General features: G+C 65.9%; 18 protein-coding genes. 3 read left to right on the forward strand and 15 right to left on the reverse strand.

Features of this window, described 5'->3' with window-relative positions; genetic code table 11:
* Window positions 1-83: 83 nt before the first annotated feature.
* The gene (hpt, locus tag ACSBQT_RS09195) at window positions 84-635 is read right to left on the reverse strand and encodes a hypoxanthine phosphoribosyltransferase (RefSeq protein WP_025778026.1); all 552 of its coding nucleotides are present in this window, start codon (window positions 633-635) and stop codon (window positions 84-86) included.
* Between the two features lie 47 nt (window positions 636-682).
* Window positions 683-1,954, reverse strand: coding sequence for an MFS transporter (locus tag ACSBQT_RS09200; protein WP_410710694.1), 1,272 nt, complete (start codon window positions 1,952-1,954; stop codon window positions 683-685).
* A gap of 116 nt (window positions 1,955-2,070) precedes the next feature.
* Here ACSBQT_RS09200 and ACSBQT_RS09205 point away from each other — a divergent pair, with 116 nt between their 5' ends.
* The gene (locus tag ACSBQT_RS09205; RefSeq protein ID WP_435001632.1) at window positions 2,071-3,345 is read left to right on the forward strand and encodes an amidohydrolase family protein; all 1,275 of its coding nucleotides are present in this window, start codon (window positions 2,071-2,073) and stop codon (window positions 3,343-3,345) included.
* Window positions 3,346-3,348: 3 nt separating this feature from the next.
* Here the strand turns inward: ACSBQT_RS09205 and tilS are convergent, their stop codons facing one another.
* The 3 genes from tilS to dacB are packed head-to-tail and all read right to left on the reverse strand — an operon-like array spanning window position 3,349 to window position 6,864.
* Window positions 3,349-4,371 carry a tRNA lysidine(34) synthetase TilS gene (gene tilS / locus ACSBQT_RS09210; RefSeq protein ID WP_410710696.1) on the reverse strand — a complete coding sequence of 341 codons (1,023 nt, stop codon included), beginning with the start codon at window positions 4,369-4,371 and terminating at the stop codon, window positions 3,349-3,351.
* A complete protein-coding gene (locus tag ACSBQT_RS09215; RefSeq protein WP_410710697.1) occupies window positions 4,358-5,374 on the reverse strand; it encodes a zinc-dependent metalloprotease in 1,017 nt (338 codons plus the stop codon). Before ACSBQT_RS09215 ends, tilS begins: the two co-directional genes overlap by 14 nt.
* Window positions 5,371-6,864 carry a D-alanyl-D-alanine carboxypeptidase/D-alanyl-D-alanine endopeptidase gene (gene dacB, locus ACSBQT_RS09220; protein ID WP_435001633.1) on the reverse strand — a complete coding sequence of 498 codons (1,494 nt, stop codon included), beginning with the start codon at window positions 6,862-6,864 and terminating at the stop codon, window positions 5,371-5,373. The genes ACSBQT_RS09215 and dacB overlap by 4 nt, the downstream gene beginning before the upstream one ends.
* Before the next feature lie 108 nt (window positions 6,865-6,972).
* Between dacB and ACSBQT_RS09225 the strand changes: the two genes are divergently transcribed.
* Window positions 6,973-7,461, forward strand: coding sequence for an inorganic diphosphatase (locus tag ACSBQT_RS09225; RefSeq protein WP_139907224.1), 489 nt, complete (start codon window positions 6,973-6,975; stop codon window positions 7,459-7,461).
* A gap of 169 nt (window positions 7,462-7,630) precedes the next feature.
* Entirely contained in the window at window positions 7,631-8,272 is a 642-nt protein-coding gene (locus ACSBQT_RS09230; RefSeq protein WP_410710699.1) for a VOC family protein, read from the forward strand.
* Window positions 8,273-8,361: 89 nt separating this feature from the next.
* Here the strand turns inward: ACSBQT_RS09230 and ACSBQT_RS09235 are convergent, their stop codons facing one another.
* The 10 genes from ACSBQT_RS09235 to ACSBQT_RS09280 all read right to left on the reverse strand — a co-directional run bounded on the left by ACSBQT_RS09235 (window position 8,362) and on the right by ACSBQT_RS09280 (window position 22,022).
* Window positions 8,362-10,893: a PhoX family protein gene (locus ACSBQT_RS09235; RefSeq protein ID WP_410710700.1), complete on the reverse strand. Its 2,532-nt coding sequence runs from the start codon at window positions 10,891-10,893 to the stop codon at window positions 8,362-8,364.
* Window positions 10,894-11,086: 193 nt separating this feature from the next.
* On the reverse strand, window positions 11,087-11,848 hold the full coding sequence (locus ACSBQT_RS09240; RefSeq protein WP_410710701.1) for a CPBP family intramembrane glutamic endopeptidase: 762 nt from the start codon (window positions 11,846-11,848) through the stop codon (window positions 11,087-11,089).
* Window positions 11,849-11,872: 24 nt separating this feature from the next.
* The gene (locus tag ACSBQT_RS09245) at window positions 11,873-15,796 is read right to left on the reverse strand and encodes an efflux RND transporter permease subunit (protein WP_435001634.1); all 3,924 of its coding nucleotides are present in this window, start codon (window positions 15,794-15,796) and stop codon (window positions 11,873-11,875) included.
* Window positions 15,797-16,028: 232 nt separating this feature from the next.
* Complete coding sequence (locus ACSBQT_RS09250) at window positions 16,029-17,282, reverse strand: MFS transporter (protein WP_410710703.1); 1,254 nt, start codon at window positions 17,280-17,282, stop codon at window positions 16,029-16,031.
* Entirely contained in the window at window positions 17,279-18,154 is an 876-nt protein-coding gene (locus tag ACSBQT_RS09255) for a nitroreductase family protein (RefSeq protein ID WP_410710704.1), read from the reverse strand. The genes ACSBQT_RS09250 and ACSBQT_RS09255 overlap by 4 nt, the downstream gene beginning before the upstream one ends.
* A complete protein-coding gene (msrA, locus tag ACSBQT_RS09260; protein ID WP_410710705.1) occupies window positions 18,142-18,672 on the reverse strand; it encodes a peptide-methionine (S)-S-oxide reductase MsrA in 531 nt (176 codons plus the stop codon). Before msrA ends, ACSBQT_RS09255 begins: the two co-directional genes overlap by 13 nt.
* A 51-nt stretch (window positions 18,673-18,723) precedes the next feature.
* Window positions 18,724-19,896, reverse strand: coding sequence for a hypothetical protein (locus tag ACSBQT_RS09265; protein WP_410710706.1), 1,173 nt, complete (start codon window positions 19,894-19,896; stop codon window positions 18,724-18,726).
* Window positions 19,897-20,000: 104 nt separating this feature from the next.
* Complete coding sequence (locus ACSBQT_RS09270; protein ID WP_410710707.1) at window positions 20,001-20,666, reverse strand: peptide deformylase; 666 nt, start codon at window positions 20,664-20,666, stop codon at window positions 20,001-20,003.
* 13 nt (window positions 20,667-20,679) lie between these two features.
* A complete protein-coding gene (locus tag ACSBQT_RS09275) occupies window positions 20,680-21,483 on the reverse strand; it encodes an HpcH/HpaI aldolase/citrate lyase family protein (protein WP_410710708.1) in 804 nt (267 codons plus the stop codon).
* Window positions 21,484-21,491: 8 nt separating this feature from the next.
* Window positions 21,492-22,022, reverse strand: a complete 531-nt coding sequence (locus tag ACSBQT_RS09280; protein WP_410710709.1) for a MaoC family dehydratase — start codon at window positions 22,020-22,022, stop codon at window positions 21,492-21,494.
* Window positions 22,023-22,050 lie beyond the last annotated feature (28 nt).

Here is a 22,050-nt window from a genome sequence, read left to right on the forward strand (position 1 = left end):
CGAATGCGTGCCGAATCTATTCCGTCACAGGCCCCGGACCCGGCCCGGGTTCGCCGCGGGCGTAAAAAGCGGTGCCAGCGGGCTCAGCTGTAGACGTGCTGAGCCAGGGTCGCCACGAACGGCACGTTGCGGTACTTCTCCGCATAGTCGAGACCGTAGCCGATGACGAATTCGTTGGGCACGTCGAAGCCGACGTACTTGACGTCGATGTCGACCTTGACGGCTTCGGGTTTGCGCAGCATCGTGCAGATCTCGACGGTGGCGGCCCCGCGGGTGCGCAGGTTCTGGACCAGCCAGGACAAGGTGAGGCCGGAGTCGATGATGTCTTCGACGATGAGGACGTGACGATCGGTGAGGTCGGTGTCGAGGTCCTTGAGGATCCGCACGACGCCGGAGGATTTGGTGCCCGAACCGTAGGAGGAGACGGCCATCCAGTCCATCGTCACCGGTGAGTGCAGGGCCCGGGCGAGGTCGGCCATGACCATGACGGCGCCCTTGAGGACGCCGACGAGGAGGATGTCCTTGTCTTTGTAGTCTTCATCGATGGCGGCGGCCAGTTCAACGAGTCTTGCGGCTATCTGCTCTTCCGAGACGAGTACTTTTTCGATGTCATTGCCGAGATCGTTGATGTCCACGAGTGTCGATTCTCCTCAGATGCGGGTCCTGGAGATTCCATTATGGGTCACTTTGCCTCACCGGTGCCAGTGGGCCCGGATGGCGGCGCCAGTTCGTCGTCGACGGTCCCCGGACCGGCCGACAGCCAACCGGTGATCGCCATGAGGGCGGAGATGATGACCATGAACCACAGCGGCACCTGCCAGCCGCCGCTGATGCCGAGCAGTCCGCCGACGGCCAGCGGGCAGAGTGCGGCGAGCACATAGCCCGACGACTGGACGAATGCCGAGGTGGAGGCCGTGACGGAGACCTCGCGAGTGCGGGAGGTGATGAGCGCCAGCGCGGCGGGGAACGCGAAACCGCCGTATCCGAGCAGAGCCGCCCACAGCCAGGGGAGGCTGACCGGGCTGAGCAGCAGTCCGGTATAGCCGGCGACGGCGCTGGCCCCGAAGGAGACGAGGAAGACGCGCGGGGCGATGCCCCGGACGATGATCTGCGGGGCGAGGAATCCGCCGGGCAGACCGCCGAAGGTGACGATCGTGAGCATGATCCCGGCGAGGAAGGGGTCGAGTCCGGCGTCGCGGTAGATCTGCGGCAGCCATCCGAACTGGAGATAGGCATTGGCCGATTGGAGGCCGAAGAACATAGCCATATATCGCGCCTTGGGCGAAGTGAAGACCGCTCGCCGAGGCGGCGCCTCCTCCCGCTGCCCACCGGGCTCCGCTGCCTGTCCGGAGAGGACGGGTACGGACTTCAGCGTCCGCAGCACCGTCCAGGTGATGAGGGCGGACAAGGGCAGGACCACCCAGAAGCCGAGACCGAAGCGCCACCCGCCGAACTGTTCGGCTAACGGCGCAGTCAACAGCGAGGGCAGCATCGATCCGAGGCCGAGCGAGACGGTGAACGTCGTCGCTCCCAGGGTGGGCCGGTGCGGGAAGCGGGACTTCACGTAGACCGGCAGGATGACGTTGCCGATCGACATTCCGGCCAGGGCGAGGACCGTGAGCAGAGCGAAGGCCACCCATTCGGTGACGATGGCGCGCAGACCGACGCCTGCCAGGATGAGGGCCGCACTCAGGGCCAGAGCGGAGAACAGGCCGAGCCGTTTGAGCAGAGGTACGGCGATGATGCCGCAGATGGCGAACACGAGTCCCGGCAGAGCCGTGAGCAGACCGGTCTGCCATTCGGCCAGGGAGAATCCGTCGCTGACTTCGGAGAGCACAGGCCCCAGGGAGGAGGCGGCCGGGCGCAGCGAGGCGGCGATGAGGACGAGACAGGCCAGCGCCAGAATGTCGAGGCCGCGGGTGCGTCGGAAACCCTGCTCGGGCGAAGTCGTCATGGCCTCATCCTTTCAGACCGCTGTAGTCGTCGTACACGCGGGCCGCGGCCCCATAGAGGCACGCGGACGGGCACAGCTTTCGATGGTATACCGTTTGACGGTCGTAGGCTGAGCACATGATCGCTGTGAAGAATGTGCGCCTGTTCCCACGCACCCCCGATGCTCCCGCCGTCGATGTCGAGATCACCGAAGGGCGGTTCTCTCGCCTCTCTCCCGCCGAGGATTCCGCCCCCGAATCCGCGTCACCGGCGACCGAGACGGCATCGACCGAGGTCGAGGTCATCGACGGGGCGGGGCGGATCCTGTTGCCGAGCCTCGGCGATGTACACGCTCATCTGGATTCGAATCGGATGGGTCAGACGTTCCGACCGCACACCGCCGACGGCACTCTGCACGGGTACATCATGAACGACCGGGAGAACTGGCGGCAGGGAGAGCGCAGCGTCGCCGATCAGGCCGCGTTTGCGATTGCCAAGATCATCGCTTCCGGAGGCACGCGCATCCGGTCTCACGCACAGGTCGATGCCGACTGCGGTCTCGAGCGCTTCCACGGGGTCAGGGCCGCGCTCGAGGCTCATGCCGATGTCCTCGACTTCCAGATCGTCGCGTTCCCGCAGGCCGGAATCGTGCACGAGCAGGGCGTGCGAGCGCTGCTCGATGCGGCTCTGACCGAGGGCGCGGATCTTGTCGGCGGACTCGATCCGCTGCTCTACGACCGAGATCCGGTCTCCCACCTCGATGTCGTCTTCAGCCTGGCCGAGAAGCACGGCAAGGGCGTCGACATCCACCTCCACGAGGCGGGCACCGCAGGCCTGTTCACCCTCGAGGAGATCGCCGCCCGCACCCGGGCGACGGGAATGCAGGGTCAGGTCACGGTCTCACATGCCTTCGCTCTCAACACGAATCCGGAACCCGAGGTCGTCCGGATCCTCGATGTCCTCGCCGAGGCGGGAGTATCCCTGACGACGGTCGCCCCGGCCAAGGGCGTGCTGCCGCAGGCACTCCTCCGTGAGCGCCGCATGGCCCTGGGACTCGGCGAGGATGGTCAGCGGGACTACTGGAGTCCCTATGGTGACGGCGATCTGCTGCGTCGGACCTGGCAGTTGGCGTTCACGAACGGGTTCCGCAGTGATGCCGACATCGAAGGCTGTCTCGATATCGCCTCCCGCGGAGGAGCTCAGGTCATGGCCGGTGCTCGTCCCGACGGTTCGGCGCTGGTCGACGATTCCCGGTTCGGACTGGCGGTGGGCGCTCCCGCCGACTTCTTACTCGTCGACGCCGATACGGTCACCTCGGCGATCATGGACTGTCCCAAGGACCGGGACGTGTTCAAAGGCGGTCGACTCATCGCCTCCGGTGGCGAACTTGCAGGCGGGCCGCGGCTGAGCTGAGCCTCAACGGGCCTTCGCCGCGAGCTGGAACACGGCCCGATCGCCGGAGACGACGACTTCCGTGTCGCCGGGCAGGGACAGGCGACCGCGTCTGCGGTCGCGGATGAGAGCGCAGAGTTCGGCGACCCGCACCGCTCCGAGGTTCTGTGCGGGCACGCCGAGTGAGATCACCCAGTCGCGCACGACGCGGCTGAGCACGGCATCGTCGAGTGCGGTGAAGACCTCCACCGGCACCGAGGCGGCTCCGCGGACCTGCTGCCCTACCGCCTCAGCGTGGGCATCGATGAAATCGGCGTCGGCTCGGCACAGGTCGGCGGTGCGGGCGAGGTTCGCGCTGATCGGTTGGCCGAGTTCGGCTTCGAGTCCGGACAACAGCCGCCGAGCCCGGACTCGGGTGAACGCGGTGTCGGCGTTCATCGGATCGTTCCAGATCTCGAGGCCCTGTGCCCGACAGGACGCTTCGGTCTGGTCTCGGTCGAGGCCGAGCAGGGGCCGCATGAGGCGACCGGCCAGCGGACTCATCCCGGCCAGGGACCGGGTGCCCGAACCGCGCATGAGGCCGAGCAGAACGGTCTCTGCCTGGTCGCTGCGGGTATGGGCGGTGAGAATCCAGACGGCTCCGGCTGCGGCCCGAGCGGTTTCGAGGGCGGCATAGCGGGCGGTGCGCGCCGCGGCTTCGAGGCCTTCGTCGCCGGCATCGATGCTCACCCTCATCACTTCGGCGGGCACGCCCCAGGATTCGGCGGTGGCGGCAACCCGGTCGGCCACCTCGGCGGTGACGGCCTGCAGACCGTGCTCGACGGTGACGGCACGGGCACGGATCTCACCGCGACGGTGCAAGAACGCGGTCGCGTGGAGCAGCGCCATCGAATCCGCTCCCCCGGACACTGCGACGATGACGCCCGGGACGGACGCTCCTCCGGCGGCGAGCGCTGCGCGCACGGCATTGCGGATGGCCGCGCTGGCCGGGTCGAGGGTCGGGCGCCTCGGCGACGATGCGCTGCGCGGACCCTCAGCCGTGGACACGGTCGAGCCAAAGCTGCGGATCGTGGATCTCTGCCGTGCGCGGCAGATTCGCGGGTTCGGCATAGATGCGGGAGAAGCTCTTCTGCCCGACCTCACGGCGGACGGCACGGACGAACTTCGCTCCGTCGCGATATTGGGCGAGTTTGAGGTCCATTCCGAGCAGATTGGTCAGTATTCCGCCCTGACTGGCGTCACGGCGGGCCTCGAACTTCCGGCGCAGCTGACGCACGCTCGGGATGACACCGGCTCCGACTTCGTCCATGACGACATCGGCGTGGCCTTCGAGCAGGGACAGGATCGCGGTGGCCTCGTCGAGTGCGGTGCGCATGTTCTCGTCGCGGATGAGGTCGATGATGCTGGCCTCGCCCTTGACGATGCGCCCGAGGGTGGCGAAGAGGTCAACGATCCCGCCGACTCCCGGCATCGTCAATCGGGTCGACACGGCTCCGGAGAGCAGGGTGCGCATGTGCTCGCGCAGCCAGGGCGCGGTCGCGAACTGCACTTGGTGGGTGGCTTCGTGGAGGGCCACCCACATGCGGAAGTCACGCGGATCGACGTCCATGGCCTTCTCCGCGATGAGCACGGCGGGGGCGACGAACATCAGCCGGCCCGTCTCCACGGCGAAGGGGTCGAACTGGCCGAGCACGCGGGTCGACAGGAGTGAGAGCACACCGGCGACCTCGACGGCGCCGGCCTTCGCGGTGGCGGGGCTGACCGGGGCGGGCAGGGTCGCCTCATCGAGCATTCCGTTGACGGACTGCGCGTTGGCTTTGACCCAGCTGACCTGGTCGAGGACGAGCACGGAACCGGCGGCGAGGCGCCCGCGCACCTCATCGGCGTGCTCCGGCGGCAGCAGAAACGAGTCGAGCACGAGGTCCTGGGCGGTCAGCGCATTGTCCTTCATCCCCTCGACGAGGCCGTCGAGCACACCCGGTTCGGGGACCTTCGCCGCGGAGACGAGCTCACGGGCGGTGCGGGCGGCGAAGTTCTCGTCGATGATCATCGGCAGCCGCAGTTCGCGAGGGCTGTGACGATATCGTCCACGGTCTTTCTGGCTTCCAAGATCTTGTCCTTTTCCACGTCGTCGATCTGGATGGAGAATACGAGGTAGCGGCCTTCCGCGTCGAGCACTCCCCCGGCCAGGGAGGTCACGGTCGACAGCGTTCCGGTCTTCGCGTGCACCACCCCGGAGGCGTTCCTTTCGTCGAGGAATCGGTCGTGCAGGGTACCGGTCAGCCCGCCGACGGGGAAGTAGCTGACGAGTCCGGCCAGCGAGTCGTCGGCGACGACCGAGGCTTGCAGGACGGTCGTGAGATCGTGCGGGGCGATCCGGTTGTCATAGGACAGTCCCGAGGTGTCGACGAGGTGGGTGCGCCCGAGATCGACGGATTCGCCGAGGGCCTCGAGGACCGCTTTGGGACCGCTCTTGAGGCTGCCCTCCTGTCCCTGCGCGATGGCGACCTCGTTGCCGAGCATCTCGGCGACGACGTTGTCGCTGTGCACGAGCGCGTATTCGACGATCTCGGAGATCGTCGCCGATTCCACCCGGGCGAGTTCCTGCGGGTTCTCGGACTCGGACGGCGTCTTGGATTCGGACCGGTCAGTCGCCTCGGTGACGGTGATCCCGGTCTTCTTCAGCTCTTCTTCGAAGATCGAGAACGCGTCCTTGGCCGGGTGTTCGCTGCGGCCCCGCCACTCGGCGTTCTTCGACCCGACGTAGGCGGTGTCGACCATGATCGGCTGGATCGGGGTGATCACGCCCTTGGCGATGTCGGACCGGGACCAGCCGGAATCGAAGTCCTCGCCGACGTAGCGGCTCGTGTCCAGGTTGAGAGCCACCTCGGTGATGTTCTGGTCCTTGAGCGCGGCAGCGGTGTCTTCGGCCAGGGTCCGCAGTCCCCCGTGCCCGTTGACCGAACCGGGATCGGAGTCTCCGGCCGACAGGAGCACATCGCCGCCGCCGGTCAGCGTCAGGGTGTTCGTGTCCGCGTCGAAGTCCGTCGTCGTCGCCAAACGCTTCTCTCCGCCGATCGCGGACAGGGAGGCGGCCGCTGTGAGCACCTTCGTCACGGAGGCGGGAGTGCGCGGCTTCGTCTCGTCCTTCGCGTAGAGGACGTCGTCACTGATCCCGTCGCGGACCTCGAGTCCGAAGCCCTTGACCTTCGAGTCCTTGAGCACGGCGTCGATCGTCTTCGGGATCTGCGTGGGCACGGGAGCGGAATCGTCGACCGCCGAGGCGGGGGCGGGCACCTGCTGGGCGTGGGCCTGCGGAGTGGGCACGGTCTGGACCTCGACCTGGGGTTCGGTGGTCAGCACGCTGGGCAGGCCGGGCACGAGGTCGCAGGCGTCGACGGCGGCATAGGCACCGAGCGCGAGGACGATGATCCCTGCGGTGATCGCACCGCCCTTCTTCCGCCGCGAGGTCGCCTCTCTGCGGTCGCGGCGCGCGGAGCCGGAGTCCGACGGGTTCTGCGGCGCATCGGTGTCGTTCAAACTCAGGCTCTCATTCCTCGACGGCCGTGAGGCGGTCGCCGTCGGTGGGCGGTGACGGGGACTTGTACCATCTATTCTAGTGATGCACCCCTAACGTGAAGGAGCACTATGGAACTGCTGGCCACAATCGAGATCCCCCAGGGGTCCCGCAACAAATACGAAGTCGATCATGAGACCGGTCGGGTCAAGCTCGATCGCTACCTCTACACCTCGATGCAGTACCCCGCCGACTACGGCTATATCGAGGACACGCTCGGAAACGACGGCGACCCTCTCGATGTGCTCGTGCTGCTGCCCGAGCCGCTGTTCCCCGGTGTGCTCATCGACATCCGTCCCATCGGCATGTTCCAGATGGAAGACGAGGCAGGCGGCGACGACAAGGTCCTCGCCGTTCCCGCCGGCGACCCCCGCTGGGACTCCTACACCGACATCTCGGATGTGGACCAGTTCATGCTCGACTCGATCGAGCACTTCTTCAGCCGGTACAAGGACCTCGAGCCCGGCAAGTACGTCAAGGGTTCGTCCTGGGCCGGTCGCGAAGCCGCCGAGGCGGAGATCAACGCCTCCATCGAACGTTTCAAGGCCGAGGGCCACTGAGCCTTCCCCTCTCACCGCGCTGAGAGTTCAGCGCTGGTCTGCGACCGCCCGGATGATGACATCCGGGCGGTTTCGTTTGGCCCCCGACCGAGCCCCAGCGTGACGATCATCACGATTTCTTAGGTAACCCTAAGGGGCAGTGTGAGTCAGGTTATGCGATTGTCGTGTCATGAAACTCGATCATGTGTCATACGCCAGTGAACCTGACGGCTATCGTGCGACCGCTGAGCGGATCGCGGGCAAGCTCGGAGTGGCTCCCTACGACGGCGGTGTGCATCCTCGATTCGGCACCAGAAACCTCATCTTCCCCCTAGCGAACGGCCATTACCTCGAAGTCGTGGAAGCCTTGGAGCATCCGGCCGCTCTCTCGACGCCCTTCGGTCAGGCGGTCCGGGCTCGTTCCGAGCTCGGCGGCGGCTGGATGGGCTGGTGCGTCTCGGTCGACGATCTCACCGCAGTCGAAACCCGCCTCGAGCGCAAAGCTGTCGATGGAAACCGCACACCGGAATCCGGTTTGGAACTTCGGTGGCTGCAGATCGGCGTCAAGGGGCTCATCGCCGATCCCCAGCTGCCGTTCTTCATCAAGTGGTCCGCCGACTCCTCGCAGCACCCGTCGACGTACAAGACGAATGTGGGCGTCGACATCGACACCCTGCAGATCGCCGGGGACCGCGATCGTCTGCGCGATTGGCTGGGCACTCAGGATGCCAAGCCGATCTCGGAGATCAACATCGACTGGTCCGCTCCCCATGGCACGCCGGGCATCATGTCGGTGAGCTTCAACACGGAGACCGGACCCGTCACCATCTGAGACCCTCAGCGTCCGCGCACACAGCGGAGTCGAAGAAGGCCAGAGGCAGTGTCGCCTCTGGCCTTTTTCAGCTTATGGGCCTGGAGTCATCAGTCGCCCTGAGTCTCCGTCGGCAAGCCCTGCTCGCTTTCCGTCCCGTCTGCGTGCTTCCGACGCAGATGAGCGGCCGTCGCCATCGCACCGCCGACGGCGAGGAGACCTGCTCCGCCGCCGAGCAGCGGCAGAGTGCTGTCCGAACCGGTCCACGGCAGTTCACCGCCGTCCGAGCCTGACCCACCTGAACCGGATCCGCCTGAACCCGAGCCGCCGTTCGAAGAACCGCCGCCCGAACCGGAGCCGCCGGCAAGGGAGCCGCCGTCGCTGCCGGCACTCGCTGCCGCACCAGCTGCCGCGGCATCCTTCGCGCCGTCCTGCGACCCGGCAGTCGATCCGGAGCTGTCGGCGTCCGTTCCGGTCCTGTCGCCCTTGGCATCGGTGTCCTCACCGGTTCCGGCACCATCTGAGTTGCCGTTCTCATCCGAGTCCGTCGCCCCTTCATCTGTGCCGTCGGCGTCGGAGTCCTGGTCCTTCGGCGGTTCAGTCGGGTCCGGTGCTGATCCTCCGTCGCCCTTGATGACCTGCACGACCGTGGGCCGCGGCATCGCGGCCACTCCCTTGTCGACATCGGTTTCCTTGACATAATCGGGGAACTGCGAGTGCTGATCGGCATACGAGCCGTCCTCACCTGGGTGCTGAACTGCGACGAACGCGGATTCGTATTCGTCGTGGACGAGTGGTCCACAGACCTCGGCTTCGCGAGGTACGGACAGGAACTGTTCGACGCGGCCGCGCTGGTCGCCTTCGATGGTTACCTTGAACAGCCCGTCGCAGTAGCCGATGCCGTCGGGAGCACCGTCGGTGGAGATCCACAGGTTTCCGGCGGTGTCGAAGGCGACATTGTCCGGGCAGGAGATCGGTGAGACCTGATCGGCGGGGAAGCCGGAGAAGTAAGTGGCGTCGCCCTGCTTCGGGTCTCCGCAAACCAACAGCAGCGTCCAATCGAATTCGGTGCCTGTGTGATCGCCGGAGCGCTCGGTGATCTCGACGATATGCCCGTCGCGGTTCTCCGTGCGCGGATTGGCCTCATCTGCGGCGGCCTTCCCGTCGGTGCCGCGGTCGGAGTTGTTCGTGCAGGCGACGTAGATGCGGCCGTTGACCGGGTTGGGTTCGACGTCTTCGCAGCGGTCCATCTTCGTCGGGCCGACCTTGTCGGCGGCCAGACGGGTGTTGACGAGGACCTCTTCGACGGAGAATCCTGACACCTGCGACTTGCCGTCCTTGACCAGCGGAAGCCACTGTCCGCTGCCGTCGAACTCGCCGTCGGCGGGCACCTCACCGCTGCCGTCGATCTCGGACTTCGGTGAGTTGCCGGTGAACTTCGCGACGTAGAGGTCGCCGTCGGTCAGCAGCGTCTTGTTGTGTTCGCGATCGCCCTCGACGTAGGTGTCCTTCGAGACGAACTTGTAGAGGTAGTCGAACTTCTCATCGTCTCCCATATAGGCCACGGCGTGGCCCGAATCGGAGATCGTGATATTGGCTCCCTCGTGCTTGAACCGGCCCATATTCGTGTGTTTGTGAGGTGTGGAGTTCGGATCCCAAGGGTCGACTTCGACGATCCAACCGAACCGGTTCGCTTCGTTCGCATAGCCGGGGTTGTTCGTGTCGAATCGGTCGACATCGGCTTCCCAACCGTTGGCCGAGTCTTCGCTGTCGAGTCCGTAGCGCTTGTCGGCCGCCGAGGTGCCCTGCGCCTTGAAGTACGAGTTGAAGTTCTCTTCACCGGAAACCAATGTGCCCCATGGTGTGAGCCCACCCGAGCAGTTTCCGAGGGTGCCTTGCGCCTTGTCACCGTTCGGGTAGTCCTTCGTCCGCAGCAGATCGGAACCGGCAGCGGGTCCGGTGAACTCGTACTCGGTGTCGATGAGGAACCGGCGGTTTTTCTTTCCGTTGACGTCGACCGTCCACGTTGACTTCTCGTCCGTGCGGATGAGTTCGGCAACGGTCAGTCCGTGGGCTTCACGGCTGATCGCCCGCTGATCGGCTCCGTCCATGTCCTCGGGGTACATGATGGCATCGTTCGTGTATTCCTGGTTGGCGAAGAGCACGGCCCGGTTCGAGTCGTCGGGGTCGATCTGAATGGACAGGAAGTCGTTGTTGTAGCCGAACTGGCGGCGCTGCGCCTCTGGGCTCTGATTCTCTGGGTCGAACCTCGGGGAGTCGGGGAACAAGGGATCTCCCCAGCGGACGATCGGATGCCAAGAGTAGCCTTCGGGGACGATGAATTCGTCGACCTCGTGCTGGACCGGGTCGATGGCGGTGAAGGCCAGACTGCCTGCGGTGGCCGCGGCGGCAGAGCGTGCGGTCGGACTCGGTGCGGTGGTCACTGCGATGGCCAAGGCGCCGGCAGCCGAGGCACCGAGAACCGCGCGACGGCTGAGCTTGGCATTGACGATATCGCGGAAATACCCATTTGCCGATGTGTTGCAGGTGGCCTTGAGGCAGGCGTTGTCGCACTTCAGTGCGCACGTGACGGGGCTGCGCTTGCCACGCACATGGTCGGCCATCGGCAGAAAGGTTCGCATCGATTCTCTCCTTGTATCGGGTATCTTCCCAGTCCGGGGCCCGCCCGGTACAGAGGGCGGAGCCGGAAGGACTCACCCGATCGAGACTGTCACTGGCAAGCGGCCCTGGAACTACCCGCCGGTGAATCAGAGGTGAACCCGGAGGGAGGAATGAGTGTCCCGACCTCGCTTGTCCCGACCTCACCTGCCGCACTCAGCCGATGTCGACGAGGGCGAGCACGCCCGGGGCGAGGAATCCGACGGCGTCGATGATGACGTGCGCCCACACCAGCGGCATGAGTCTGCCCTTGCGCAGGAAGTACCAGCCGAAGATGATGCCCATGGCGACGTTGCCGATGAACGGGCCGATGCCCTGGTAGAGGTGGTAGCTGGCGCGGAAGATCGCCAGGGAGATGATGATCGGCCACGGTCCGTACCCCAGCTGCCGCAGTCGCAGCGCCCCGAAGCCGAAGATGAGCACCTCTTCGAGGATTCCGTTCTTCGCCGCCGAGAGCAGCAGCACCGGGATCGTCCACCAATGATCGCCGAGGTTGGACGGCTGGATCTCGGCCGTGATCCCCAGTGCCCTGCCGCCCGCGTACACCCCGAGGGTGCCGATGCCGATGACGAGGAAGATGAGGGCACCGTGGCCGAGGTCGCGCAGTCGGTGCCCGTCGACTCCGAGACGGGTCGGCAGGGGCTGGGCCGGTCGGTCGCGACTGAGCAGGTAGATCGCGAGGGCGACGGGAACGAGGGTGAAGCCGATGTCGAGAAGCTGGTAGATGAGGTCGAAGCCCGGCCGGGGCGAGATCGAGGTGTTGAGTTTGGCCTGGGCGTCGCTGATCGGTCCGCGCGTGGCGATGTCTGCCAGACGGACGATCGCATAGACGGATGCCTGCCCCAGAGACAGCGCCGCGATGAGGCCGAGCTCGAACCGCAGGCGCTTTCTCTCCAGTGGTTCGAGCTCGGTCGTCATGGACTCAACTCTAGCCGGGACGGCTCAGTGTTTGGGTTCGCCGTCCCCGTCGTCACGACGTGGCTGCTGGCTGCGCAGGGTGAAGTCCGTTCCCGACCCATCGCCCCGGTCCGCGTCGTCGTCCCGTCCATCGCGAGCGGACGGATCGGTATTCCGTCCGACGTCGACGTGGTCGGCCTCTGCCGATTCATCCGACGCCGAGGCGGCCCTGCCCGAATCTGCGGACGTCGAGTCCGCGGTCGGTGCGGTCGCCTCGGTGGGGGCCTCCCCTTCTGCCTGCGCCCGGGTGTCGTCGGAACCGACGGCGGCGGCCTCGGCACCGGCTCGCACAGCGGCGGTCTCCCGCTCATGCGCCCGGGCCTCGGCGGCGTCGAGGACCTCGCCGCGAGCCATGTTCTTCACGTACTTCTTCTCGGCCCGGCGTTCCTTGACCCCTTCGAGCAGCAGGTAGAGCACGGGCACGAGGATGAGCGTGAGCAGCGTCGAGCTGACCAGTCCGCCGATGACGACGATCGCCAGCGGCTTCGAGATGAACACTCCCCCGCCGGTGAGTCCGAGGGCCATCGGCAGCAGAGCGAAGATCGTGGCGGCCGCGGTCATGAGGATCGGACGGTAACGCAATCGGGCGCCGTGGACGATGGCCGTACGCAGGTCGACCCCGCGGACCCGGAAGTGGTTGATGAGGTCGATGAGCACGATCGCATTCGTCACCACGATGCCGATGAGCATGAGCAGACCGATCATCGACGTCAGCCCCAGCGGGGTGTCGGTGATGAGCGAGAGCGCAACCGAACCGGTGGCCGCGAACGGGATCGAGACCAGCAGGATCAGCGGCTGCAGCAGCGACTTGAACGTGGCGACCATGATGACGAACACGATGAGGATCGCCGCGAGCATCGCCAGTCCCAGCTGCGAGAACGCTTCGTTCTGCTCCTGCGTGGCACCGCCGGTGTCGACGGACACCGTATCGGGCAGGTCCACCTCGTCGAGGGCGGACTGGACCTCGGTCGACACGGCTCCGAGGTCATCGCCTTCCGGGGTCACGGACACGGTGGTCGACCGCTGCGAATCCGTGTGGCGGATCGTCGGTGCGGTCTTGACCTCCTTGACGTCGGCGACCTCATCGAGTTCGATGAAGCGCGGCTCCGAGGTCACGGGGGCGCCCGCGTTCGGATCGCCGCCTGTCGCACCGGCGCCGCCTGCGGCACCGGCACCACCAGCACCTCCGGCTGCACCGGCGTCACCGGAACCTCCGGCACCGCCGCCGGCTCCCCCGGCAGCGCCGGCGTCACCTGAGCCACCGGCACCGTCGGCTGCTCCACCGGCTCCGCCTGCCGCACCTGCACCGGCTCCGCCGGCAGGTGCGGTCTCTTCCGGCTTGCCCGGGATCTTGAGCTCGCGCAGCTTCTCCACGGTGTCGGCATTGCGATCGAAGAGCAGCACCGAATGGGAGACATCGTCGATGACGACCTCACCGATCTGCTGACCGTGCATGGCACGCTGCACGTACTGGCCAATGGCCGCCTCGGTGAGGTTCTCCTCTGCGGCCTTCTCATGATCGACCTTGACTTCGATCACGGGCTGGACCGCGGCGGTATCGCTCGTCACCGACTGCGCCGAGGGCACGCCCTCGAGCTTGTCGCTGACCTTGTTCGTCGCGTCCTCGAGTTCTTCGGGATCGGTGGCTGTGAGTGTGACGTCGATGGTCTGCGCGCCCGGGGTCGAGCTCTGGCTTGCCATCTCGACGTCGCCGGCACCCTTGAGGTCGTCGAACTGCTTCTGCAGATCCGCGGAGATCGACTGCGCCGAGACTCCGGACTTCGTGTTGACGATATAGGTGCCTGTCAGCGACGAATCGTCGGTGAAGCCGAACGATGTGCCGCCGAGCGACAGCTGGTAGTTGTCGACATCGGATTCGTCGGCGAGGATGTCCTCGACCTTCTTCGCCTGCTCCGATGCCTCGTCGAGGTCGGTGCCCGGGTCGAAGGTCTGCGAGATCTGCAGGGAGTCCTGCCCGGTGTCGCCGAAGAGCTCGGTCTTCAGCTGCGGGATCATCGCTCCGGTGCCGGCGAGCACGAGCACGGCGATGAGGATCATGATGATCGGGTGCTTCGTCGAGAACCCGATGGCCGGCATATAGGTCTTCTGCAGTCGCGTCACCGGGGAATGCATTCCGGCGAGTTCGTCGACGGCCTCCGTTCCGTCATCAGTTTCGCCGTAGCGCGGTCCGCCCGCGGCCACTCCGGTCGCATCGGTTCGAGTGGCGGCACCGGCCTGCACGGGAGAATCGGCCCGCTGGGACGATTCGGCACTGTCGCGAGGACCGGTGTCCTCGGCTTCGGCACCGGCGGCGACGAGGTCGCGCTTCTTGTCGGCCTTCTTCGCCGCCTTCTTCTCTGTCCGCCACTGCGACAGCATCGACTTGCGACTGCGACGGATCTCGGCCTTCTCAGCGCGGGTGAGCTTGACCTTCGCTTCACGCTGACGCAGGAACCAGTACGCGAGGACGGGCACGATCGTCAGTGCCACGAACAGGGAGGAGAGCAGGGCGATCGTCGCGGTCAGGGCGAAGGGCCGGAACATCTCTCCGGTCTGTCCGGTCACGAACGCCAGGGGCAGGAACACGGCCACCGTGGTCAGGGTCGACGCGGTGATGGCACCGGCCACCTCGGAGACGGCGGCGAGGATGTTCGAGAATTTGTCGCCACCGGAGGCATGGCGTCGCCTGATCGCCTCGATGACCACAATGGAGTCGTCGACGACGCGGCCGACGGAGATCGTCAGCGCTCCGAGGGTGAGCATGTTGAGGGTCTCCCCGCCCATCCACAGCCCGATCATGGCGATGAGGAGGGAGAGCGGAATGGAGATGGCGGTGATGATCGTCGCCCGCACCGAGAGCAGGAAGACGAGGATGACGAGGACCGCGAAGATGAGGCCCAGCCCACCCTCGTTGAGCAGGTCATGGATGGACTGCTCGATGAACGGTGCCTGGTCGAACGCGGAGACGAACTCCGTGTTCTCCCCCATCATCTTCTCGAGTTCGGGCAGTTTGTCGGCCACCGCGTGTGAGACGTCGACGGTGTTCGCGTCGGATTCCTTCATCACCGAAACGGACAGCGAGGGCTGTCCGTTGGTGCGCGAGATCGATTCGACGGGCTCGTCGACGAGTTTGACGTCGGCGACGTCGGAGACCTGGATCGGTCCGTCCTTGCCGGAGATGACGAGGTCCTTGATCGCATCGATCGAGCGGATGCGCGTGCCGACCTCGACCGGGGCCGTACCGTCGGCGCCCTTGAGCTCACCGGCCGAGGTGGGCACACCGTTGGACTGGAGGATTCCGGCCACCTCGTCGAGGTTGGCTCCTTCGTCCTCGAGATCGTCGCGGCGGATGCTGATCTCGACCTGTTTGGTCTTCGCTCCGGCGATCTGGACCTGGGAGACGCCGTCGACCTTCTTCAGCTCGGGTTCGACGATGTCTTCGAGATTCGCCGCCAGCTGGTCTTCATCGGCGTCGGAGGTCACTGATAGTGCGAGCACCGGAATATCATCGGTGCCCATCATCATGACGTTCGGTTCGACCCCGTCGGGCAGGGTCGGCTGCACTTGGGAGACGGCGCGCTGCAGGGCACGGACGACGTCATCGGAGTCGTCGCCGTACTTCGTGCTCACGGTGATCTGCGAACTGCCCGCCGAGGATGTCGAGGTCATGTCCTCGACTTCGGGCAGTGCGGTCAGCGCCCCTTCGAGTGGGTCGGTGACTTCGGATTCGACGGCCTCGGGGGACGCTCCCCCGTAGGAAGCGCTGACCGTGGCCTGTGGGTTGTCGAGGGAGGGGAAGAGCTCTTGCTTGAGGGCTCCGGCTCCGATGATGCCGAAGATGATGGCGACGACGGAGATGAGCGCGATGAGCGCCCGGTTCTTCAGACTCAGCCGGGTCAGGAAACTCACGAGGGGACTTTCTTTGTCGTAGACAGGGCGACGACGCAGAACGCCGACTCAACCAACCATCCTAGTGAGTGTCACCTGCATCGCACATGAGGAAAACCTGACTTCTCTGATCAACGGCTGAGCACGCCGCGCCCCGAACACCAGCTCGGTGAAACTGCAGCAGCTTGGTTCCTGCACCGAGCTGCTGCAGTTTCACCAAGCTGCAGCGCATGTCCGGGTGCGTTTGAGTGCGTCAGTCAGCCGAAGCCGGTTGGCGGGGACGGGTCTCGCGGCCGAAGAACCACAGGCCTGCGGCGATGACTCCGAGGACGCCGGTGAGCAGGAACGCCCACGAGTAGTCGAAGTGGTCGACGACGGCTCCGGCGATGATCGGGCCGAGGATGGCTCCGCCGTCGAGGGCCATCTGATAGCGGGCGAGCACTCGGCCGCCCTTGCGGTCGCGGCCGATGACGTCGGCGACCGTGGCCTGCTGAGCGGGGTTGGCCAGCCCGGAACCGATCCCGGCGATGATGGAGAAGGCGAAGAACAGCCAGATCGAGTCGATGAAGGCCAGCGCCGCGGTGGTCACGCCGAGGACGAACAGACCCCATTGGATGAAGGGTTTGCGCCCGACGGTGTCGGCGAAGCGCCCGACCACTGTCACGGCCGAGGCGTTGCCGATGGCGAACATGGTCAGGGCCAGTCCGGCCACGGCGGTATCGGCTCTGAGGGCCTGGATGGCGAAGAGCGGGTAGATGGCCACGCGGATGCCCATCGCCGACCAGCCTTGGACGAAGGCGGAGATGAGCGCCGACCGGTAGGCCGAATCCTTCCAGGCTTCCCGGAAGGACATGACTTCCTGCTGTTCCTTGTCCTTCTCTGCTTCCAGCCGGGCACGCCCGGACTTCGTCGAGGAGCCGAAGGACGCGGTGGAGGCGAGGAAGACGCGGACGACGATGGCGGCGATGAGCAGACCGACGGCGTAGATGACGAACGGGATGCGCATCCCCCATCCGGCCATGGCACCGCCGAGGACGGGTCCGGCGATATTGCCGACGAGGAACGCGGTCGCGTACGTCGACGATGCCTTCGCGCGGGCGTCGATCGGGGCGAGGCGGACGATGAGCGCCATCGCGGAGACGCTGAACATCGTCGACCCGATGCCGCCGAGTCCGCGGAAGATCAGCAGCTGCCAGTAGTTCTGTGCGAAGGCGACGGCAGCGGTGGAGGCGGCGACGATGAGGAGGCCGGTGATGTAGATGCGGCGTTCGCCGAAGGCATCGACGAGGCGCCCCGATGAGGGTGAGAACACGAACCGGAAGAACGCGAACGAGGAGACGACGATGGTTGCGGCGGTGACCCCGAAGTCGAAGCTCGCCGCGAACTGCGGCAGGACCGGGGCGATGATTCCGTAGCCCAGGGCCACGATGAAGGCCGCTGCCACGAGGACATAGATCTCCTTGGGCAGGCGGCGTGTTTCCGGTGCGTCGGTGCCGGGTGTGCTCACAGGGTATCGAGGAACTGTTCGGGTTTAGGCAGGGGGCGGGTGCTCGTGGTCAGGCGCTGTCGGTAGCGTTCGGGGACGGCTCCGATGTAGAACCACCCCATGAGCAGTTCGTGATCGTCGAGGCGGTGGAGGCGGCGGACCGATTCGGTGTTCGTCAGGGTGCCTGAGCGCCACATGACTCCCCAGCCGGCTTGCCACAGGGCGAGTTCGAGGAGGTGCCCGGCTCCGGCTGCGGTGGCGTGCTGCTCCCATTCGGGGACCTTGTCATGGTCGACCGGTGAGGAGACGAGGGCGAGCAGAAGTTCGGCCCGCAGCGGCTTCGTATTGGTCTCGCCAGGTTTGCGGACCACTCCGGCGGCTTCGTCGAGGGCATCGCCGAGGCGGTGCCGGTCGTTGCCGCGGATGATGAGGAAACGCCAGGGGCGCAGTGACTTGTGGTCGGCGACCGAGGAGATCGATCGGATGATCTCGAGCAGGTCGGAGTCGTTCGGGGTCTCCGGGTCGACCTTCGAGATCGACCGTCGGGTGCTCAGGGCGTGAAGGACGGGATCGGCGACGATGTCGATCGATGACGGCGCTGAATAGTCGGGTCCGCGGCGAGTCGACGTCACGGCACCGGTTCGGTCACTCGCTGAGGCGGCGGTTGCCTCGGTGGGGTCGGTGTTCTTCTCACTCTCCGCCGAGCGGGCGGTCTGGGCGTCCTGCGCGGCCAGGCTCTTCGCCCACGGCCCGGTGTTGCCGTCGAGGAAATGGGCACGGACGCGATCTTTGGTCGTTTCGCAGGCCTTGCCCGCGTCCCCGGAACGTTTGCGATCCTTGTGTTTGTCCTTTTTGCACTTGCCCTTCTTATGGCTGCCCATCAGCTCACCCATTCGGCGAAGGCGGTGCGGGCCTTGCTGAGTTTCGGGTCGATGATGACACGGCAGTAGCCATTGTCCGGGTTCGCGGTGTAGAAGTCCTGGTGGACCGCCTCGGCGGGATAGAAGGTGCCCAGCGGTTCGAGGGTGGTGACGATCGGATCGTCGAAGAGGCTCTGCGCGGATTCGATGGCTTCGGCGAAGTGCTGCTTCTCGGTCTCGTCGCGGTAGAACATGGCCGACCGGTACTGGGTGCCGACGTCGTAGCCCTGACGGTTGAGGCTCGTGGGGTCGTGGCCGGTGAAGAACAGGCCGAGGATGACGTCTTCGGGGACGATGTCGGCGTCGAAGGTCACCTGCAGGGCTTCGGCGTGGCCGGTCATCCCGGAGCAGACCTCACGGTATCCGGGGTTGTCGGTGTGTCCGCCGGTGTAGCCGGAGATCACTTCTCTCACGCCGGTGGTCCGCTGGTAGACGGCGTCGAGGCACCAGAAGCAGCCGGCGCCGAGGGTGAGTGTTCGAAGATCGCTCATGGAACGTATAACGATGACGTGCGCAGGTTATTCCCGGCCCGAGCGGTACGATCAGCTGCCATCAGCGCGGAAGGTCAGCTGATCGGGGGCGGGCCACGTCGCCAGCACGGTCATATTTTCGTCATCGTCGAGGATCTCGAAGCTGCTCGAGTAGCCCGCATAGTCTGACTCCTGTTCGAGGCCCTCGGGATGGAGCGTTCCCGGCACCGAGTCCTCGGGAAGATCCTCGGAGACCCTGACATCTGAATCAGGCGAGCTGAACGAGATGGCGTCGAGGTAGCCGTTGACGATGCTCAGGCTCAGTTCCCTCTCGGCCGTCTCTCCCCCATCTTGGTCCGCGCTGTGCCTGATCCCAACGACCGGGTACGTCTGCGTTCCCGGGACCACCCGCGGGGATGATGCTGCGGGGTAGACGTCGATGCTCTCGATGTCTTCGTCTCTGATGATCTCGGCCAGCCGGTCGGGGTCCAGACTGATCGGCGCGTTTCCCGGATACTCAGCTCTCGGGTAGGTGACCCAGACGAAGAAGCGCGCGGTGGCGAGCTGCTCGGACACTGCCTCGGCGGTGGCTTGTGCGAGGGGATGCGGCTGTGACAGCAGGAGGTTCAGCGACTCCCGGATGCGGGAGGGCAGCTCGATCTCGACCGGTGCGTAGTCGAGGTCCTCGTCGTCGGCCCAGTTCTCGACCTTGTCGATGAGGACCGCTGTCACCGCGACGAGCCCGCCGTTGACGACGGCGTTGAGACCGCGGCCGACTCCGCTCGGAAGTTTCTCATCGACTTTCTCCGCCAGCCGCTCCGTCAGCGGCCAGAGCGCCCATGAGGCCGCTCCCGCTGCTGCCGCGGTGACTGCGTTGAGGTACGCCGGCGACGTCATGCTCGCCTGTTCGTCCCACCAAGTATCCGCGTCGGCATTGCCGTCGAGTTCTCCGACGTCCGAGATGTGCGCAGGAGAGGAAGCATATCGGAGGGGACCGCTCCCTCTGGTGGAGAAGGCTCCGATGAATTCGTCGATGCCGCTCGATCCGCCCACCTTGCCGAGGAAGGCCCGGGACCCGGTGAGCCAGGTCAGGCCCGCGTTGGCGAGCGCCGTGGCGCCCCGCAGGCTGCCCTGGTATTCGGCGGAGACGTCACGGCGGCGGACGAGCGCGAGAGCACCGGCGCCGAGAGCCGCGGTGGTCCGCACAAAACGGTGATGGCGGTGGGGGATGTCGGGAAGTCGCATGGCTTTATCGAATCATGCTCGACTGAGTTGCAGGTGAGAACGGTCACGGCCCGGAGGTCACGATGATTGCCGCCCTGGTTCCCGCCGACTGCAGCAGCGAGAGCTCACATCACCATGCCCGAAGGCAAAGAGAAGCCGAGTTCGGCGGCGGCCTTCTGCGTCGAGGGCTGGTGCCAGAACTTCGCCACGGATTCGTTCGTCGCCAGGGACCGCATCTCGGCTTTGTCGAGGAAGAGGATCCCGGACAGGTGGTCGGTCTCGTGGGCGACGATGCGCGCCGACCAGCCGGAGACCTCCTCGGCGATGGGGCCGCCCTTCAGGTCGATGCCCGTCAGAGCGATGTTGCGGGGGCGAGCGACGACGGCCTGGTAGCCGGGGATCGAAAGGCATCCCTCATAGAAGGCGACGTCCTCACCACCGGCGCGTTCGTAGCTCGCGTTGAGGACCACCCGCAGCGGCATCGGCTCCCGCTGCCGGACCTTCGCGACCTCGGGATCGCGGGCACCGGGATCTTCGGCGACGAACATCGACAGACCGATGCCCACCTGCGGGGCCGCGAGGCCGACTCCCGGAGCGGCGAGCATGGTCGCTCGCATCACCTCGGCGAGCTGATCGAGTTCGGCATCATCGACCTGCCCGTCGAAGGGGCGGGTGTCGGTGCGCAGGACGGGATCGCCGGCCTCGACGATGGGCGCGGTCCCGTCCCCTGCCTCGGCGGCGGTGAGGACGGCGTGGATCTGGTCGGCGATGAGCGCGTCGGAGACGTTCACGAGCTGGTGACCTTCAGTTCGCGCGGGCGACGATGAGTTCGGCGTGCTTGAGCAGAGGGGCGTCGATCATCTTGCCCTCGAAGGAGAATGCACCCTTCTCCGTCTTCGCCAGGTCGAGCACTGACTGCGCCCAGGTCAGCTGTTCCTCGCCGGGGCGGAAGGCGTCGCGGACGACGGGCACGTGGTTGGGGTGGATGGAGACCTTGCCGGAGAACCCCGACTGCACGGCGTCCTCGGCCTCGGCTGCCAGTCCTTCGAGGTTCGGGATGTCCGCCCAGATCGAGTCGAGCGCGAACTTGCGGTGGGCCCGAGCTGCGAGGAGGGTTTGGCTGCGCACATGCTTGGCCACGTCCCGGTAGCCACCGTCGTCTTTGCGGGAAGATCCTCCGCCGAGGTCGGCGATGAGATCCTCCGATCCCCACATCAGCGCATAGACATTGGGGGCGGCGGCGATCTCGGCGACGTTGACGGCCCCGAGCGCGGTTTCGATGAGCGCGATGACCTGGAATCCGGATAGGATCGACAGATCCGCTGCGAGCTCTGCCTTCGGCAGCATCACGGCCGTGTACTCGGTGCGCGCAAGCATCTTCAGATCCTCGCCGAGGTGGCCAGAATCGTGGGAGTTCACCCGCACGACCGTGCGGGTGGGGTCGAGGGGGAAGTCGACGATGGACTCCCGTGCGGCGGCTTTGTCAGCGTCGTTGACGGCGTCCTCGAGGTCGAGGATGACGATATCGGAGCGTTCGGCCGCTTTCGTGTACCGGTCGGGACGATCGCCGGGGACGAAGAGCCAGGCGGGTTTGAACTCGAGTGACATATGGGGGCTCACTTTCCGGTGTCCGTCTGATCGGCGGTGTCGGCGGCGGACTTCGCTGCTGCGGATTCGTGACTGGAGTCGAACATCATCGCCTGGCGCACGGCCTTCGCGACGAGTTTGCCGTCCTGGTTGTAGCCGCGGTGTTCGAAGGTGACGATGCCCTGGCCCGGACGGGACTTCGAATTGCGTTTGTCGAGGATGGTCGTCTCCGCGTAGAGGGTGTCACCGTGGAACATCGGGGCCGGGAAGCTGACCTCGGAGAAGCCGAGGTTTCCGACCGTCGTGCCCTGCGTCAGCTGGGACACGGACAGACCGATGAGGGTGGCCAGGGTGAACATCGAATTGACGAGGCGCTCGCCGAAGGGTTCGGTGGACGACCATGCCGCGTCGAGGTGCAGAGCCTGGGTATTCATCGTCACGGCCGTGAACAGGGTGTTGTCCGCCTCGGTGACGGTGCGGCCCGGCGCGTGCTTATAGGTGGCGCCGACTTCCATTTCGTCCAGCCACAGACCTCGTTGTGCAATGACTTTGTCGCCCATGTAACGCTCCTCACTCGTCGTGATTTGA

This window comes from Brevibacterium sp. H602 (assembly GCF_051172395.1).
In the GTDB taxonomy this organism is placed as follows: domain Bacteria; phylum Actinomycetota; class Actinomycetes; order Actinomycetales; family Brevibacteriaceae; genus Brevibacterium.